The sequence below is a fragment of the uncultured Nocardioides sp. genome (assembly GCF_902805925.1).
Classification (GTDB): Bacteria; Actinomycetota; Actinomycetes; order Propionibacteriales; family Nocardioidaceae; genus Nocardioides.
On record NZ_CADCUP010000147.1, the window covers coordinates 1 to 15,365 of the forward strand.

Here is a 15,365-nt window from a genome sequence, read left to right on the forward strand (position 1 = left end):
GGCTGGGGGTGTCGAAGGTGTTCGGCCGTCGCTACGAGCGCGACGTCGCGCCCACGTGGCGCTGACCTCCGCCTGTGCGGGCCGGCGCACCAGCCGTCCTAGGATGGCGCCGTGAGCAAGGAGCGGGCCCGCCGCCGTGAGGAGCGCGAGCGCGAGGCCGCGGTCCGTGCGGCCGCGCGGGCGGCGGTGGAGGAGCGGCGGGCGCGCACCGCCGCGCGGCGGGAGCGGCTCACGAGCCTGCGGCCGGGCCGCCCGAGCGGCCGGCCGACCGGCACCCTCGCCCGGCGCCGGCAGCAGCAGACGACGATGCTCGGGTGCGGGCTGCTCGTCGTCAACCTGCTCGTCTGGTTCGCCTGGTCCGACGTGGCCCTCCAGGTCCTCTCGGCCATGGTCACCGTGCTGGCCGCGCCGGTGCTGCACACCCTGCTGTTCCCCCGCCCGCGCTGACGCACGGCGTCGACTCCTAGGCTTGGCACCATGACCGACCACCTCGAGCTGCTCCCCGCCGTCGACATCGCGGGCGGCCAGGCCGTCCAGCTCGTGCAGGGCGTCGCCGGGTCCGAGAAGCGCTTCGGCGACCCGGTCGAGGCGGCCCTGCGCTGGCAGTCGGCGGGCGCCGAGTGGATCCACCTCGTCGACCTCGACGCGGCGTTCGGCCGCGGCCACAACCGTGAGCTGCAGGCGCAGATCGTGGGCACCCTCGACATCCGGGTGGAGATGAGCGGTGGCATCCGCGACGACGAGTCGCTCGCCGCGGCGATGGCCACCGGGTGCCGCCGCGTCAACATCGGCACCGCCGCGCTGGAGTCGCCGCAGTGGTGCGCCGCCGCGATCGCCGAGCACGGCGACCGGGTCGCGGTCGGCCTCGACGTACGCGGCCGCACCCTGGCAGCACGCGGCTGGACCCGTGACGGCGGTGACCTCCACGAGGTGCTGGCCCGCCTCGACGCCGAGGGCTGCGCCCGCTACGTCGTCACCGACGTCAACAAGGACGGCATGCTGGAGGGTCCCAACCTCGATCTCCTCCGCGACGTCTGCGCGGCCACCGACCGCCCGGTGGTGGCCTCGGGCGGCATCACCGAGCTCGCCGACCTCGAGGCACTCGCCGGGATGGTCGGGGCGGGCGTCGAGGGCGCCATCGTCGGCACCGCGCTCTACGAGGGCCGCTTCACCCTGGAGGACGCGCTCGCCCTGACCTGGCCGGGGCGCGCGACGTGACCCTCGCCGTACGCGTGATCCCGTGCCTGGACGTCGACGGCGGCCGCGTGGTCAAGGGCATCAACTTCGTCGACCTCCGCGACGCCGGCGACCCCGTGGAGCTGGCGCGTGCCTACGACGCCGAGGGCGCCGACGAGCTCACCTTCCTCGACATCTCGGCCTCCCACCAGGGTCGGGCGACGACCATGGAGATCGTCTCGCGCACCGCCGAGCAGGTCTTCATCCCGCTCACCGTGGGCGGGGGAGTCTCCTCGGTCGAGGACGTCGACCGGCTGCTGCGGGCCGGTGCCGACAAGGTCGCCATGAACACCGCCGCGATCCACCGCCCCGACCTCGTGCGGGAGGTCGCCGAGCGCTTCGGCAACCAGGTGCTCGTGCTGTCGGTCGACGCCCGGCGGGCAGCCACCGAGTCGGGCTTCGAGGTCACCACCCACGGCGGCCGCAAGTCCGCCGGTCTCGACGCGGTGGAATGGGCCAAGCGCGCCGCCGAGATGGGGGCCGGCGAGATCCTGCTCAACGCCATGGACGCCGACGGCACCCAGGACGGCTTCGACCTCGACCTGATCCGCGCCGTGCGCCGGGAGGTCACCATCCCGGTGATCGCCTCGGGCGGCGCGGGCCGTGTCGAGCACTTCGCGCCCGCCGTCGAGGCCGGGGCCGACGCCGTGCTGGCGGCCACCGTGTTCCACTTCGGCACCCTGCGCGTCGGCGAGGTCAAGGACGCCCTCGCAGAAGGTGGCCACCCGGTGCGATGATCGGCGTGCGCATCGAGCGGGCCGACCTCGACGGGCTGCGTGCACCGGCCGTCCGCCTCCGGGTGGTGCTCGGGGGCCCCGACCTCGTCGTCTGATCGGGCGCGCTCGCGGCGCTCGAGCCCGCGGCTGTGAGTGCTCGCCGGGCAGCCGGCGTGCTCACCGATGCCCGGCCGCCGGCGTGTCCTCGAGGAAGGCGAGCACGCGCGTCCAGAGCAGCTCGGCCGACGCGGGGTCGTGCTCGGCCGGCAGCGAGGCGTCGGTGAACAGGTGGCCCGAGGTCGGGTAGTCGTCGTGCACCTCGAGGCGCACCCCGGCGGCACGGATCGAGCCCACCACGTCGTCGAGCCACTCCTGGCTGCGGAACGGGTCGTCGGCGCCGTAGTGGATCTGGGCCGGCACGTGCTCCGGCCATGCCTCGGCACCGAGCATGCCGAGCGGCAGCGCGCCGGAGAGGAGCACCGCGGCCGAGACCCGGCGCTGGAGGGCGACGAGCTCGGCCATGCCGGCGCCGTTGGAGAAGCCGACCACCGCGAAGCCGTCGGCCAGGTGCGCGGTGCCCTCGACGGCACGCTGCATCAGCGCCGGGAAGCCCACCGACTCCACGTGCGCCCCGGCCGTCTCGTAGTCGTCGAAGGTCCGGCCGTCGTACTGGTCGACGACGTGGACGTCGTGCCCCGCGGCCCGCAGCCGGTCGGCGGCGTCGAGCACCCCGGGGCGGACGCCGAGGGCGGAGTGGAAGAGGGCGATCTGAGTCATGGAGAGCCTCCCGGCGATGATATTGGACATCGTCCAATATAACTGGACGCTGTACAGTATGTCCATGCCCGATGCGGAGGAGGTCGCTATGCGAGGACCCGGACGCCGCGCCGGGCTCGACCGGGCCGCGGTGGTCGCCGCCGGCCGCGACGCGCTGCGCGACGCCGGGGCGTCCGGGCTCTCGATGCGGGGTGTGGCCAGGCGGCTCGGGGTCGCGCCGAACGCGCTCTACAGCCACGTCGGCAACCGGGGAGAGCTGCTCGACCTGGTGCTCGACGACGTCCTCGGCTCGGTGCCGGTCCCGACCGAGGACCGGGTGGCCTCGACGCCGGTCGAGGTGGTCCGCGACCTGATGCTGGCGTCGTACGACGTGATCGTCGACCACGCCGGGCTGGTCCCGCACTTCCTGGCCCGCCAGGGCGCACGCGGGGAGCACGCGGGGAGCACGCGCCAGCATCGGTGAGGCGGACCGGAGGCCGCGCCCAGCACGCCACCACCATCCTGCGCCGACCATCGCCATTCCCGACCGCGAACAGCGTTCTCACGGCGCTCCACCTGTGGGAGCGTCGTGCCATGTCACTGACGTTCCTGCTGACCTCCCTGGTCATCGTCGCCACACCGGGCACCGGAGCGCTCTTCACGCTGGCCGCCGGGCTGACCCGTGGTGCCCGCGCCGGCCTGCTGGCCGCCTTCGCCTGCACCCTGGGCACGCTGCCGCACCTCGTCGCGGCGATCACCGGCCTCGCCGCCGTGCTCCACGCCAGTGGCGTGGCCTTCCAGACCCTCAAGTACGCCGGCATCGCCTACCTGCTCTGGATGGCCTGGTCGACGTGGCGAGACCATGGCGCCCTCGGCGTCGACGGCGAGGCCAGCCCCTCGCCGTGGCGCACGGTGCTCTCCTCCGGCATCACATTGAACCTGCTGAACCCCAAGCTCACCATCTTCTTCTTCGCCTTCCTGCCGCAGTTCGTGCCGGCCGGTCAGCCGGGGAGCACCATGCGCATGCTGGGGCTGAGCGCCGTCTTCATGCTCATGACCTTCGTGGTCTTCGCCGGCTACGGCCTTGCGGCCGCCGCGTTGCGCGACCGGGTGCTGACCCGGCCGCGGGTCCTCGACCGCATCCGGAAGACGTTCGCCGTGACCTTCGCCGCGCTGGCGGGCCGACTGGCGGTCGAGACCCGCTGAGCGTCCGCGCGCGCCCTAGGATCTGGCCCATGCGCATGAAGCCGTCAGCCACCTCGGGTCTCGCTGCTCTCGCCACCCTGACCGTCCTGCTCACCGCCTGCGGCGCGCCCGTCGACGAGGAGCCCACCGCCACCGACGGCTCCCCCTCGGGGACCGCGGCGGCCGACTGCTCGGCCGACCAGCTCGAGACCTACGCCGACGGCGTGCTGACCGTCGCCACGGACGACCCCGCCTACGGCCCGTGGTTCGTCGACAACGACCCCACCAACGGCCAGGGCTACGAGTCGGCCGTCGCCTACGCGATCGCCGGAGAGCTCGGGTTCACCGAGGACCAGGTCGAGTGGACCACCGTGCCGTTCAACGCGGTGGTGAGCCCGGGCGAGAAGAAGTTCGACCTCGACCTGAACCAGGTCTCGATCACCGAGGAGCGACGCAACGCCGTCGACTTCTCCTCCGGCTACTACGACGTCCGGCAGACGGTCATCACCACGAAGGGCAGCCCCATCGACGGCGTCACCTCGGTGGCCGACCTCGCCGACGCCAAGCTCGGCGCGCAGGTCGGCACGACGAGCTACGTGGCCATCACCGACCAGATCCAGAGCACCCAGGAGGCCGCGGCGTACGACACCAACGACCAGGCGGTGCAGGCGCTGCAGAACGGCCAGATCGACGGCATCGTGGTCGACCTGCCCACGGCCTACTTCATGACGGCCGCCCAGCTCGACGACGGCGTGATCGTGGGCCAGCTCCCGGCCGCGGGCGAGGACGCGGAGCAGTTCGGCGCGGTGCTCGACAAGGGCAGCCCGCTGACCGACTGCGTCAGCCAGGCCGTGGACACCCTGCGCGAGGACGGCACCCTGGACCAGCTGGCCGAGGAGTGGCTCGCCCAGCAGGGCGCTCCCGAGCTCTCCTGATGTCGGCAGACGGCTGGTCGCCCTCGGCGGTCCAGCTCGACCGCGAGGCGTACCGCCAGCGGCGCTCGGTGCGGAGCGCGGCCATCGCGGCCGCGAGCACCACGGTGCTGCTCGGCGGGGTCACGCTCGCGGTCGTCACCTCCCCGGGCTGGGAACGGGTCCGCGAGACGTACTTCAGCTGGGACAAGGCGGTCGACTCGTTCCCGGCCGTGCTCGACGGCCTGTGGCTCAACATCAGGGTGATGGTCGTGTGCGCGGTCGTGATCGTCGCCCTCAGCCTGACCGTCGCGATCATGCGCACCCTGCGCGGCCCGGTCGCGTTCCCGCTGCGCCTGCTGGGCACGGTGTACGTCGACGTCTTCCGCGGGCTGCCGCTGCTGCTGGTGCTCTTCCTGCTCGGCTTCGGCGGTCCCGCACTGAACCTGTCGGGGCTGCCGCGCTCGGCGCTGTTCTGGGGGTGCACCGCGCTGGTGCTGTCCTACTCCGCCTATGTCGCCGAGGTCTTCCGCGCCGGCATCGAGTCGGTGCACCCCTCCCAGCGGCTGGCGGGCCGGTCGCTGGGCCTGAGCTCGACCCAGACCCTGCGCCACGTGGTGCTGCCCCAGGCGTGGCGACGGGTGCTCCCGCCCCTGATGAACGACCTGGTCTCGCTGCAGAAGGACTCCGGCCTCATCGCGGTGCTCGGGGTCGTGGACGCCATCCGCGCCGCCCAGATCGAGACCGCCCGCGACTTCAACTACACGCCGTACGTCGTGGCGGGCGTGCTGTTCATCTGCCTGACCATCCCGATGGCGCGAGCCACCGACTGGTACGCCCGCAAGCAGGGGTTCCACGGGGCCGGAGGCATGGTGTGAGCAGGCAGCGCGTGAGCGGGCAGCGTGTGAGCGGGCAGGGTGTGAGCGCGCTGCTCGAGATGCGCGGGGTCCGCAAGTCGTTCGGGTCGCAGGTGGTGCTGCGCGACATCGACCTCGTCGTGGAGCCCGGCCAGTGCGTCGTGCTCATCGGCGCCTCCGGGTCGGGCAAGTCGACGCTGCTGCGGTGCGCGAACCTGCTGGAGACCGTGGACGACGGCGTCATCAGCTTCGAGGGCGAGGACATCTGCGACCCGCGCGTGGACGCCGACCGGGTGCGCGGCCGGATGGGGCTGGTCTTCCAGGCCTACAACCTCTTCCCGCACCTGACGGCGCTGGGCAACGTCACGCTGGCCCTGCGCAAGGTGCACGGAGTCGACCGGGGCGAGGCCGACGAGCGCGGGATGGCGATGCTGGAGCGCGTGGGCCTGGCGGAGAAGGCAGGGGCCCGCCCGGACGACCTCTCCGGCGGTCAGCAGCAGCGGGTGGCGATCGCCCGCGCCCTGGTCAACGGCCCCGGGCTGATGCTGCTCGACGAGGTGACCTCGGCGCTCGACCCTGAGCTGGTCGGTGAGGTGCTCGACCTGCTCACCGGCCTGCGCGACGAGGGCGTCACGATGCTGCTGAACACCCACGAGATGGGGTTCGCCCGCGACGTGGCCGACACGGTGTGCTTCCTCCACGACGGGATGATCCACGAGGCCGGGTCGCCGGAGCAGGTGCTCGGTGCGCCGCAGCAGGAGCGCACCCGCGCCTTCCTGTCGCGGCTGCGCACCTGAGGGGCGTCAGGCGCCCAGGTCCGCGGAGCGCAGTGCCGACACGCGGCCGGCAGGGCCGGCGTACTGCAGGCCGTGCGCGGGGCGGTCGAAGAGCATCAGCACCAGCTCGGCCGGGAGCCCGGTCACCACCACGGGATCCTCGCCGCGGCGCACGGTGGCCGAAGCGCCGGTGTCGGCGCGCACCAGCCGGACGGGCACGCCGGCGGGCCGCACCAGCACCCGTCCGCCCGCGCGGGCGAAGCGCCACAGCAGTCGCGAGGCAGCGGCGTCCAGGGGCCTGGGGTGCCAGTCGTCCGTGGCACGGCGGAGGTCCTCGTGGTGCACGAAGAGCTCCACGGCGCTCAGCAGGGTGTCGGCGCCCGGCACCCGCAGCAGGAGCGCCGGGGTACGCAGCCGCTCCACCATCTGCGCGAAGGGCGCCCCGGACTCCTCGGCCATGGCCCGCTCGGTCGCTCCGGAGAACGCCGGCACGGCGATGCCCGACGCCGCGAGGGGGTGGTGCTCCCTGACGAGCAGGTGGGCGAGGAGGTCGCGGACGCTCCAGCCGGTGCACCGGGTGGGTGCGTCGGGACCCAGGGCCAGCGCCAGGTCGCACAGGGCTGTCCGCTCACGGCGGGCGAAGGAGGTGGCCACCCCACCAGCCTAGGCACCACCTGAAACGATGGGCGTGAAGCGATTGGGTGGCCGTCGGTGCCGGGGAATAGCCTGTCCCGGCCCGAGGTTGCGGGCGAGTGACACGGGGAGGCGAACGCGCGGGTGAGTGACCAGACGGCTCGGCCGGCCGGCAGGGCCGAGCGACGAGGCACGACGGCCGCGGGGTTCCGGGTGCTGGGCGTGGGCATCCGCCGCGAACCGGTCATCTTCACGCTCTCCACGCTGGGGAGCGTGCTGTTCGCCGTGCTGACCGTCGCGGACGCCTGGGTGCTGGGCTGGTCGACCGACAACGTCGTGATCCCGGCCTTCCGCGACGGCGAGATCGGCGCCGGGATGCTGTGGGCCGTGGTCGGCCTCTTCCTCGGGGTCGCCCTGCTGCGTGCCGTCGGCATCGTCGCGCGTCGCCTCGGCGCGGGCATCATGCAGTACCGCATGCAGGCCCACACCCGGCGCGCCGTCACCCGGCAGTACCTCTCCCTGCCCATGGAGTGGCACCAGCGCCACCCCACGGGGCAGCTCCTCTCCAACGCCTACTCCGACGTGGAGGCCGCGTGGGGCCCGATCGCCCCGCTGCCGATGGCCCTCGGCACCGTGGTGATGATGGTGATCGCCGTCCTGCAGATGCTCGTCGCCGACGTGGTGATGGCGGTCGTCGGGCTGCTCGTCTTCCCGGCCGTCGTGGTCGCCAACCTCGCCTACCAGCGCCTGGCCTCCCCGCTGATGACCCGGGCGCAGGCACTCCGCGCCGAGGTCAGCGAGATCGCCCACGAGTCGTTCGACGGCGCGATGGTCGTCAAGACCCTCGGCCGCGAGACCGAGGAGACCGACCGCTTCAGCGCCAAGGCCCGCGAGCTGCGCGACGTCACCGTCCGCGCCGGGCGCATCCGCGCCGCGTTCGACCCGACCCTGGCGTCGCTGCCCAACCTCGGCGTGCTCGTGGTGCTCGCCGTGGGCGTGCACCGCGTGACGACCGGTGCCACCGACGCCGGTGACGTCGTGACCGTGGCCTACCTGCTCACCATCGTGTCGTTCCCGATCCGGGCCATCGGCTGGCTGCTCGGCGAGTTCCCGCGCAGCGTCGTGGGCTGGCGCCGGGCGAAGGCCGTCATCGACGCCACCGGGTCCATGGAGTACGGCCGCGCCACGATTCCGGCGCTCGAGCGCGGGGCCCGCCTCGAGGTCGACGACCTCGCCTACTCCTACGACCAGGACGCCCCGCTGCTCCAGGACGTCTCCTTCTCGGTGGAGCCGGGGCGCACCGTGGCCGTGGTCGGTGCCACCGCCTCGGGCAAGAGCACCCTCACCAACCTGATGACGCGTCTGGTCGACCCCGACGCGGGCTCCATCACCGTCGACGGCGTCGACCTGCGGGACCTGCGCCCCGGGGCGCTGGCCGAGGCCGTGGCCAGCGTGCCGCAGTCGGCGTTCCTCTTCGACGACACCGTGCGCGGCAACGTCACCCTGGGCGCCGACATCCCCGACGCCGACGTCTGGGCCGCGCTGCGCGACGCCCAGGCCGACGGCTTCGTCGCCGCCCTCGAGCACGGGCTGGACACGATGCTGGGTGAGCGGGGCACCTCGCTCTCGGGCGGCCAGCGCCAGCGCATCTCGCTGGCCCGCGCCCTGGCGCGCCGGCCGCGACTGCTGATCCTCGACGACGCCACCTCGGCGGTCGACCCCGAGGTCGAGGCGCGCATCCTGGCCAGCCTGCGCAACGGCGGGGGCGACACCTCGCTGGTCGTCGTCGCCTACCGCAAGGCCACGATCGCGCTCGCCGACGAGGTGGTGCACCTCGAGGACGGCCGGATCCGCGACCGGGGCACGCACGCCGAGCTGCTGCGCCGCAGCCCGTCGTACGCCACCCTCGTCAACGCCTACGAGCACGTGCCTGCGGAGGAGTCCTGATGACCGCCGTCACCACCGAGCGGCGCGCAGCCGGTCCCGGAGTCGACTCCGGCGAGGAGATCGGGGCGATGGAGACCATCCGTCGCGGCGTCCACTTCTCGCCGGAGCTGCGCGAGGGCATCGGCGTGACGCTGCTGCTGGCCGTGGTCGCCTCGCTCGGCCAGGTCGTCGTGCCCGTCGCGGTGCAGCAGACGCTCGACCGCGGGCTCGCCGGTCCGGGTGGGCCGGACGTGTCCTTCGTGGTGTGGATGGGCGTGCTGTGCGCGCTCGCGATCGCCGTCACCAGCGTCGCGTCGTACCTGATGACCAGCCGGCTCTTCCGCTCCTCCGAGCGCGGCCTGGCGACACTGCGCATCAAGGCGTTCCGGCACGTGCACGACCTGCCGCTGCTGACCCAGAACACCGAGCGCCGCGGCTCCCTCGTCTCGCGGGTCACCACCGACGTCGACCAGATCAGCCAGTTCCTGGTCTTCGGCGGCCTGATCTTCGTCGTCAGCGTGGGCCAGATGCTGGTGGCCACGGTGATCATGTTCGTCTACAGCTGGCAGCTCGCGCTGGTCGTCTGGCTGGCCTTCGCGCCGCTGTTCGGGTCCATCCGCTACTTCCAGAGGAAGCTCTCGGCCGCCTACAGCGTCGTGCGCCGCCAGGTGGGCGTGCTGCTCTCCGCGATCTCCGAGCCCGTGGTCGGCGCGGCCGTCGTCCGCTCGTACGCCGTCGAGGGCCGCACCCAGGAGCGCATCGACGAGGCGATCGACGAGTTCAAGTCGGCCAGCACGCGGGCCCAGAGGTTCACGGTCGTGTCGTTCTCGCTGGGCGGCATCTCCGCCGGGCTCGCCAACGCCGGCGTGCTGGTGGTGGGCGTGCTGCTGGGCTTCACCACCGACATGACGCCCGGCACCATCCTCGCCTTCGCCTTCCTGGTCACGCTCTTCGTCGGCCCGGTGCAGATGGGCACCCAGATCCTCACCGACGCCCAGAACGCCATCGCGTCCTGGCGCCGCGTCATCGGCATCCTCGAGACGCCGGCCGACCTCGTCGACCCCGGCGACGACGGGCTGGAGCTGCCTCGAGGACCGGTGGACGTCTCGTTCCAGGGGGTCACCTTCTCCTACCCCGGCGGGCCGCCGGTGCTGCGTGAGGTCACCCTCGACATCTCCGCGGGCACCCGGGTGGCCATCGTCGGGGAGACGGGATCGGGCAAGTCGACGTTCGCCAAGCTGCTGACGCGGCTGATGGACCCGACCGAGGGCGAGGTGCTGCTCGACGGGATCGACGTGCGCCGGGTGCGGTCCTCAAGCCTGCGCCGCAGCGTGGTGCTCGTGCCGCAGGAGGGCTTCCTCTTCGACGACACCATCACCGCCAACGTCCGCTACGGCCGGCTCGGCGCCACCGAGGCCGAGATCCTGGCCAGTGCCGACGAGCTGGGCCTCACCGACTGGCTCACCGGGCTGCCGAACGGCCTGCACACCCGGGTGGGCCAGCGTGGCGAGTCGCTCTCCGCGGGGGAGCGCCAGCTCGTCGCGCTGCTGCGGGCCCACCTCGCCGATCCCGACCTGCTCGTCCTCGACGAGGCGACGTCGTCGGTCGACCCCGCTCTGGAGATGCGCATCGGCCGGGCGCTCGAGCGGCTGATGTCGGGCCGTACCAGCGTGACGATCGCCCACCGGCTCTCGACCGCGGAGGCGGCCGACGAGGTCGTGGTGGTCGACCGGGGCCGGATCGTCCAGCGCGGGCCGCACGCGGCGCTCGTCGCGGTCGACGGCGTCTACGCCGGGCTGCACGCCTCCTGGATGTCGCAGCAGGCGCACTGACCAGCCATCACCCCTGCGGGAGGTCGAGCTGGGCGAGCACCGTCGAGCTGTCGGCCGGGACGTCGGTCGTGCGCCACACCCCGTCTGCCTCCCGCCCGCACAGCTGCTCCTCCACCGGGAGCTCGGGGCACACCAGGTTGTGCACCACGACACCCGTCACCCGGGTGGTGACGAGCCCGTCGCCGGCCCCCACGCCGTACGACAGGGGGCGGACCTGCACCAGCGCCCGGCGGTCGTCCGGCCCGCGGTGCTGCACGGTGGCCCCCGACATCAGGTAGGTCAGGCGCACCTCGGCGCCCGGCGCCGGGAGGTCGAGCGTCGTCCGACGGCTGGTCGCGGGGAATGCCGCCGGGACCGTCACGTCGCCGACCGTCACCTGGAGGTCGGCCACCCGGGGACTGGCGGCCAGACCGCCCGACGACGCTGCGGGAGGCAGTGCGAGGTCGAGCGAGGCGACGGGCGAGGACGTGTTGACGACCTCGGTCACCCGGACGTCACCGGAGGTCTCCGGCGCGATCATGACCTGCACCCGCGGCGCCCCCGGCGCTGCCGACGCGCCCTGCAGCGCGATCGGTCGGGGATCCGCGGGCGACGTGGTGGCCGACCTCGAGTCGGTCGCCCGGTCGTCGGTGAGGGAGGACCGGACCGCGAGCACCGTGACGACCAGGGTCACGACCAGAGCCGCGATGACGACCCACTCCGCGAGCAGACGCCCGCCCAGCAGGGGAGGCTCGAGCTTCGTGGCCATGTCTTTCCCACCGAGAGAGGTGTGTCGGTCACCCGACGACGCCGTCACCATACGGGGTCAGTCGCCTTTTCACGTCGCCCATATTGGGGATGGTCGCAGCCGCCTCCTCACGTAACGTCCTAACCCCACACCTCGGGAGACCTCCATGCACATCGTGCGCACGCTCACCGCAGTCACGCTCGCCACCGCCGTCACCGCCCTGTCGGCACCGACCCTCACCGCCGCGGCGGAGCCGGCAGCAGCCTCGTCGGTCTACCTCGTGCAGGGAGTCACGGGTTCGTCCTGGTCGCTCTCCGTCGACGGCGAGGAGGTGGCCGAGGCCGAGGCCAAGGAGGTGCTCGGCCCCTACGACTGGCCGGCCGGCACGCACACCGTCACGGCGACGGACGGCGACGGCGAGGAGGTCACCGCGACCGTCGAGGTGAGCGCCGGGGAGAGCCTCGACGTCGTGCTGCACCGTCCCGTCGACCCCACCGGAGCGCCGCTGTTCACGACGTTCGAGAACGACCTGGCGCCGGTCAAGGACGGCAGCGGCCGGCTCACGGTCGCGCACACCGCCGCGGCGCCGCCGGCCGACATCCGCGTCGACGGTGACGTGCTGCTGGCCGACGTGGCGAGCGCCGAGGAGATCACGACCGTGGTGCCCACCGGGGTCTACCCCGTCGACATCGTCCCGACGGCCACCGAGGGTCCGGTCGTCATGGGCCCGGTCGACCTCGAGGTGGCCGAGGGTGCGCTCACCCGGGTGTTCGCCATCGGTGTCGCTGCCGACCAGACCATGGACGCCGTCGTGCAGGTGCTGCCGCTCCCGAAGACCGATGCCTCCGCACCGACGTCGGTGCCGGCCGGTGACGGCAGCCTGGCCTCCGGGTCGGGCACCGCACCCGGCGCGTGGCTGCTCGCCGTGGGAGCGGTGCTGCTGGTGGTGGGCGGGCGACGCCTTCGCCGGCCCTGATGCTCCGCGCCGTCTTCCTGGTCGCGGCCGGGGCGGTGCTCGTGGGCCTCGGGGTCGTGTCGATCGTGACCGCCGGCGGCACGCCCACCGCACCGGCACCGCGCGTCGCCGACCGGTCGTCCCCGGCGCCCGTGGAGGCGACCACGCCCGCCCGACCAGCGGGCCGGGCCAGGACCGCGCACCCGGAGCGGGTCCCCTTCGAACCCACCTCGGTGGCCTTCGTGGACACCTCGGGACGCGACACCGCAGCGGTGGACCGGGTGCGGACCCTCGCCGACGGGGTTCTCGAGCTGCCTCCCGACCCGGCTCGGATGGGGTGGTGGGAGGGCGGCTCCTCCGCCGGCGCGCCGTACGGCAGTGTGGTGCTCGCCGGGCACCTGGACTCCCGTGAGCTCGGCGTGGGGTTCTCCGCCCTGATGTCCGAGCTCGACGTGGGGGAGCAGGTCGTGGTCACCGACGACGACCAGCTCATGACCTACGTCGTCACCGACCGCTTCCTCCAGCCGAGCACGAGCGTCGCCGCTCTCGCCGCTCTCTTCTCCGACCGGGGCGCGGCCCGGCTCGTCCTGCTCACCTGTGGCGGCACCTACGACCAGGAGGCAGGTGCCTACTCCGACAACCTCGTCGTGGAGGCGCGCCCGGTGGGCCGACCACGGGCGCGCTGACGCTGCTTGACTGGGCGCATGAGCGAGCTCCCCGCCCACCGAGCAGGCAACGCGCGCATCAAGGTGAAGGTGTTCGCGGTGATCCTCGACGAGACCCGCACCTCCCACCTCGTCTGGCGCGGTCACGACGAGGGTCGTCCGTTCCACCGCCTGCTGGGCGGGCACCTGGAGTTCGAGGAGGCCTCGGTCGACTGCGCCGTGCGCGAGATCGGGGAGGAGCTCGGTGCCCGGCTGCTCGAGCCACGGCTCATGGGGGTGCTCGAGAACGTCTTCGTGCACGAGGGCGAGCCGGGGCACGAGGTGATCTTCGTCTACGCCGGCGACCTCGACGACCCCGGCAACGTGCCGCCCGAGGGCCGTTGGTTCCTCGACAACGAGGAGCGCTACCGCGTGGAGTGGCGCCCCGTCGACGTGGCACCGGACCACCCGCACGCGGCCTGGCCGCTCTACCCGACCGGGCTGCAGGAGATGTTGCCGTCGGCCGCGATACTGGAGCCGTGACCGACCTCGACCCCGCCATCGCCGACCGGCTCAAGCGCACCGCCGACGGGCTGGTGCCCGCCGTGGTGCAGCAGCACGGGTCGGGGGAGGTGCTGATGCTGGGCTGGATGGACGACGAGGCGCTCGCGCGCACGCTGGCCACCGGGCGGGCGACGTACTGGAGCCGGAGCCGTCAGGAGTACTGGGCCAAGGGCGACACCTCCGGCCACGTGCAGCACGTGCGCGGGGTCCGCCTCGACTGCGACGGCGACACCCTCCTGGTCACCGTCGACCAGGTGGGCGCGGCCTGCCACACCGGCGACCACACCTGCTTCGACGCCGACGTCCTGCTCGAGGAGCAGCCGGCCCGTGGCTGAGGCCCGGCGCACCTTCGCCCCGGTCGTGCTGCTCGGACTCGCCGCCGCGGTGCTGAGCGCGGTGGCGGGCGCCCGGCCCTGGCTGCGCATCGAGTCCGTCGCGTCGCGCAGCGAGGCGGTGGCCAGCACGCTCGAGGCCGACGGCGGGGAGGCGCCGCTCGCCGCGGCGCTCGCCCTGGTGCTGCTCGCGTGCTGGGGCGTCGTCCTGGTCACCCGAGGGAGGGTCCGCAGGCTCGTGACCTGGTTGGCGCTCGCCAGCGCCCTGGGCGTGCTCGCCACCACCATCACCAGCCGCTTCACGCTTCCCGACCAGTTCCGCGACGCACTCGAGCGCCTGGGCGTCACCGGCGTCGCCCTCACCTGGACCGGCTGGTACTGGGCCGCCGTCGTCGGCGCGGTGCTGTCCGTGGTCGCCAGCGGGCTCGGCGCGCGCCTGGTCGGCACCTGGCCCGAGATGGGCAGCCGGTACGACGCACCAGCCGCCCGCGAGGCACGACCGACCGCCGACGACGCCGATGAGAGCCAGGCGCTCTGGAAGGCCATCGACGAGGGTCGCGACCCCACGGGCTGACCGATCTCCTAGACTGCGATGGCAAGGCCCCGACCAACCCACAGGAGCACCTCATGGCTGACAACCACGGCAACACCCCGGCGGCGTGGACGTCGGTGGGTGTGGCCATGCTCGGCTTCCTGGTCGGCGGCATCGCGCTCATGCTCAGCCCGGTCAACCTCATGCTGTTCTACGTCGGCCTCGGCATGGGTCTCATCGCCCTCCCGCTGTTCATCGTGATGTCCAAGCTCGGCTTCCACGCCGACGGCTCGGAGCACGACGAGGACCAGCACGATGAGCAGTCCCACGAGCGCTCCCGCTGACCTGGCGGGCCGTCCGCGCGTCGAGCCCTCCCGGGCCCGGCGGCTCGCCTCACCGCTGGGCACCGCCGCCCTGGCCCTCGTCGCCACGGCGGCCCTGCACGCCCGCGACCCGCACGTCGACGGTGCCTGGGGCTTCTGCCCGGTCGCGCTCGTCGGTCTCGCCTGCCCGCTGTGCGGCGGGCTTCGCGCGGTCAACGACCTGACCCACCTCGACGTGGGTGCCGCCGCCTCCAGCAACCTGCTGGTCCTGCTGGCGCTGCCCGTGGTCGTGGTCCTGTGGGGCCGGCGCGTCGCCGCGTGCTGGCGCGGGGGAGCGGCCATGGCGCCGGTGGCCCCGCCGGTGTGGGTGTGGTGGGCCCTTGCCGGCACCGCGGGTGCCTTCACGCTGGTGCGCAACCTGCCGGGCAGCTGGCTCGCCCCCTGACCGCCGGTCGCTGCG

Annotated in this window: 20 protein-coding genes; 17 read left to right on the plus strand and 3 right to left on the minus strand. The window is 73.2% G+C overall.

Translation table 11 applies throughout. The features are described from left to right. Positions 1 to 111 precede the first annotated feature (111 nt). The 3 genes from QZX64_RS10450 to hisF are packed head-to-tail and all read left to right on the plus strand — an operon-like array spanning position 112 to position 1,973. Positions 112 to 447 carry a hypothetical protein gene (locus tag QZX64_RS10450; RefSeq protein ID WP_295659283.1) on the plus strand — a complete coding sequence of 112 codons (336 nt, stop codon included), beginning with the start codon at positions 112 to 114 and terminating at the stop codon, positions 445 to 447. 30 nt (positions 448 to 477) lie between these two features. Further along, positions 478 to 1,218: a bifunctional 1-(5-phosphoribosyl)-5-((5-phosphoribosylamino)methylideneamino)imidazole-4-carboxamide isomerase/phosphoribosylanthranilate isomerase PriA gene (gene priA / locus QZX64_RS10455; RefSeq protein ID WP_295659285.1), complete on the plus strand. Its 741-nt coding sequence runs from the start codon at positions 478 to 480 to the stop codon at positions 1,216 to 1,218. Next, complete coding sequence (hisF, locus tag QZX64_RS10460) at positions 1,215 to 1,973, plus strand: imidazole glycerol phosphate synthase subunit HisF (RefSeq protein ID WP_295659286.1); 759 nt, start codon at positions 1,215 to 1,217, stop codon at positions 1,971 to 1,973. The genes priA and hisF overlap by 4 nt, the downstream gene beginning before the upstream one ends. A gap of 156 nt (positions 1,974 to 2,129) precedes the next feature. Here the strand turns inward: hisF and QZX64_RS10465 are convergent, their stop codons facing one another. Further along, positions 2,130 to 2,729, minus strand: coding sequence for a dienelactone hydrolase family protein (locus QZX64_RS10465; RefSeq protein ID WP_295659289.1), 600 nt, complete (start codon positions 2,727 to 2,729; stop codon positions 2,130 to 2,132). A 16-nt stretch (positions 2,730 to 2,745) separates the two neighbouring features. Here QZX64_RS10465 and QZX64_RS10470 point away from each other — a divergent pair, with 16 nt between their 5' ends. From QZX64_RS10470 to QZX64_RS10490, 5 genes are all read left to right on the plus strand, one after another. Further along, the gene (locus QZX64_RS10470) at positions 2,746 to 3,192 is read left to right on the plus strand and encodes a TetR/AcrR family transcriptional regulator (RefSeq protein WP_295659291.1); all 447 of its coding nucleotides are present in this window, start codon (positions 2,746 to 2,748) and stop codon (positions 3,190 to 3,192) included. Between the two features lie 110 nt (positions 3,193 to 3,302). Next, positions 3,303 to 3,914 carry a LysE family translocator gene (locus QZX64_RS10475; protein WP_295659299.1) on the plus strand — a complete coding sequence of 204 codons (612 nt, stop codon included), beginning with the start codon at positions 3,303 to 3,305 and terminating at the stop codon, positions 3,912 to 3,914. 29 nt (positions 3,915 to 3,943) lie between these two features. After that, positions 3,944 to 4,828, plus strand: coding sequence for an ABC transporter substrate-binding protein (locus QZX64_RS10480; RefSeq protein ID WP_295659300.1), 885 nt, complete (start codon positions 3,944 to 3,946; stop codon positions 4,826 to 4,828). Further along, positions 4,828 to 5,682, plus strand: coding sequence for an amino acid ABC transporter permease (locus QZX64_RS10485; RefSeq protein WP_295659302.1), 855 nt, complete (start codon positions 4,828 to 4,830; stop codon positions 5,680 to 5,682). Before QZX64_RS10480 ends, QZX64_RS10485 begins: the two co-directional genes overlap by 1 nt. A 59-nt stretch (positions 5,683 to 5,741) precedes the next feature. Then, complete coding sequence (locus QZX64_RS10490) at positions 5,742 to 6,458, plus strand: amino acid ABC transporter ATP-binding protein (RefSeq protein WP_295659353.1); 717 nt, start codon at positions 5,742 to 5,744, stop codon at positions 6,456 to 6,458. Between the two features lie 6 nt (positions 6,459 to 6,464). On the opposite strand, the gene QZX64_RS10495 is transcribed toward QZX64_RS10490, so the two are convergent. Beyond that, positions 6,465 to 7,091: a TIGR03085 family metal-binding protein gene (locus QZX64_RS10495; protein WP_295659305.1), complete on the minus strand. Its 627-nt coding sequence runs from the start codon at positions 7,089 to 7,091 to the stop codon at positions 6,465 to 6,467. A 123-nt stretch (positions 7,092 to 7,214) separates the two neighbouring features. On the opposite strand from QZX64_RS10495, the gene QZX64_RS10500 reads away from it, so the two are divergent. Further along, positions 7,215 to 9,017 carry an ABC transporter ATP-binding protein gene (locus QZX64_RS10500; protein WP_295659308.1) on the plus strand — a complete coding sequence of 601 codons (1,803 nt, stop codon included), beginning with the start codon at positions 7,215 to 7,217 and terminating at the stop codon, positions 9,015 to 9,017. Then, positions 9,017 to 10,828, plus strand: a complete 1,812-nt coding sequence (locus QZX64_RS10505; RefSeq protein WP_295659311.1) for an ABC transporter ATP-binding protein — start codon at positions 9,017 to 9,019, stop codon at positions 10,826 to 10,828. Before QZX64_RS10500 ends, QZX64_RS10505 begins: the two co-directional genes overlap by 1 nt. Positions 10,829 to 10,835: 7 nt before the next feature. Here the strand turns inward: QZX64_RS10505 and QZX64_RS10510 are convergent, their stop codons facing one another. After that, positions 10,836 to 11,576 (minus strand): hypothetical protein, encoded by a 741-nt coding sequence (locus QZX64_RS10510; RefSeq protein WP_295659314.1) that lies wholly within the window; start codon positions 11,574 to 11,576, stop codon positions 10,836 to 10,838. A gap of 145 nt (positions 11,577 to 11,721) precedes the next feature. Between QZX64_RS10510 and QZX64_RS10515 the strand changes: the two genes are divergently transcribed. From QZX64_RS10515 to QZX64_RS10545, 7 genes are read left to right on the plus strand one after another with little or no spacing between them, the layout of a single operon-like run. After that, positions 11,722 to 12,531 (plus strand): DUF4397 domain-containing protein, encoded by an 810-nt coding sequence (locus QZX64_RS10515; protein WP_295659317.1) that lies wholly within the window; start codon positions 11,722 to 11,724, stop codon positions 12,529 to 12,531. After that, on the plus strand, positions 12,531 to 13,196 hold the full coding sequence (locus tag QZX64_RS10520; protein WP_295659318.1) for a class F sortase: 666 nt from the start codon (positions 12,531 to 12,533) through the stop codon (positions 13,194 to 13,196). The genes QZX64_RS10515 and QZX64_RS10520 overlap by 1 nt, the downstream gene beginning before the upstream one ends. An 18-nt stretch (positions 13,197 to 13,214) precedes the next feature. After that, positions 13,215 to 13,697: an NUDIX domain-containing protein gene (locus tag QZX64_RS10525; protein ID WP_295659321.1), complete on the plus strand. Its 483-nt coding sequence runs from the start codon at positions 13,215 to 13,217 to the stop codon at positions 13,695 to 13,697. After that, complete coding sequence (gene hisI / locus QZX64_RS10530) at positions 13,694 to 14,053, plus strand: phosphoribosyl-AMP cyclohydrolase (RefSeq protein ID WP_295659325.1); 360 nt, start codon at positions 13,694 to 13,696, stop codon at positions 14,051 to 14,053. The genes QZX64_RS10525 and hisI overlap by 4 nt, the downstream gene beginning before the upstream one ends. Next, on the plus strand, positions 14,046 to 14,624 hold the full coding sequence (locus QZX64_RS10535; protein ID WP_295659328.1) for a Trp biosynthesis-associated membrane protein: 579 nt from the start codon (positions 14,046 to 14,048) through the stop codon (positions 14,622 to 14,624). The genes hisI and QZX64_RS10535 overlap by 8 nt, the downstream gene beginning before the upstream one ends. 53 nt (positions 14,625 to 14,677) lie before the next feature. After that, on the plus strand, positions 14,678 to 14,926 hold the full coding sequence (locus tag QZX64_RS10540; protein ID WP_295659330.1) for an HGxxPAAW family protein: 249 nt from the start codon (positions 14,678 to 14,680) through the stop codon (positions 14,924 to 14,926). Next, positions 14,898 to 15,350, plus strand: coding sequence for a DUF2752 domain-containing protein (locus QZX64_RS10545; protein WP_295659332.1), 453 nt, complete (start codon positions 14,898 to 14,900; stop codon positions 15,348 to 15,350). Before QZX64_RS10540 ends, QZX64_RS10545 begins: the two co-directional genes overlap by 29 nt. Positions 15,351 to 15,365: the final 15 nt, after the last annotated feature.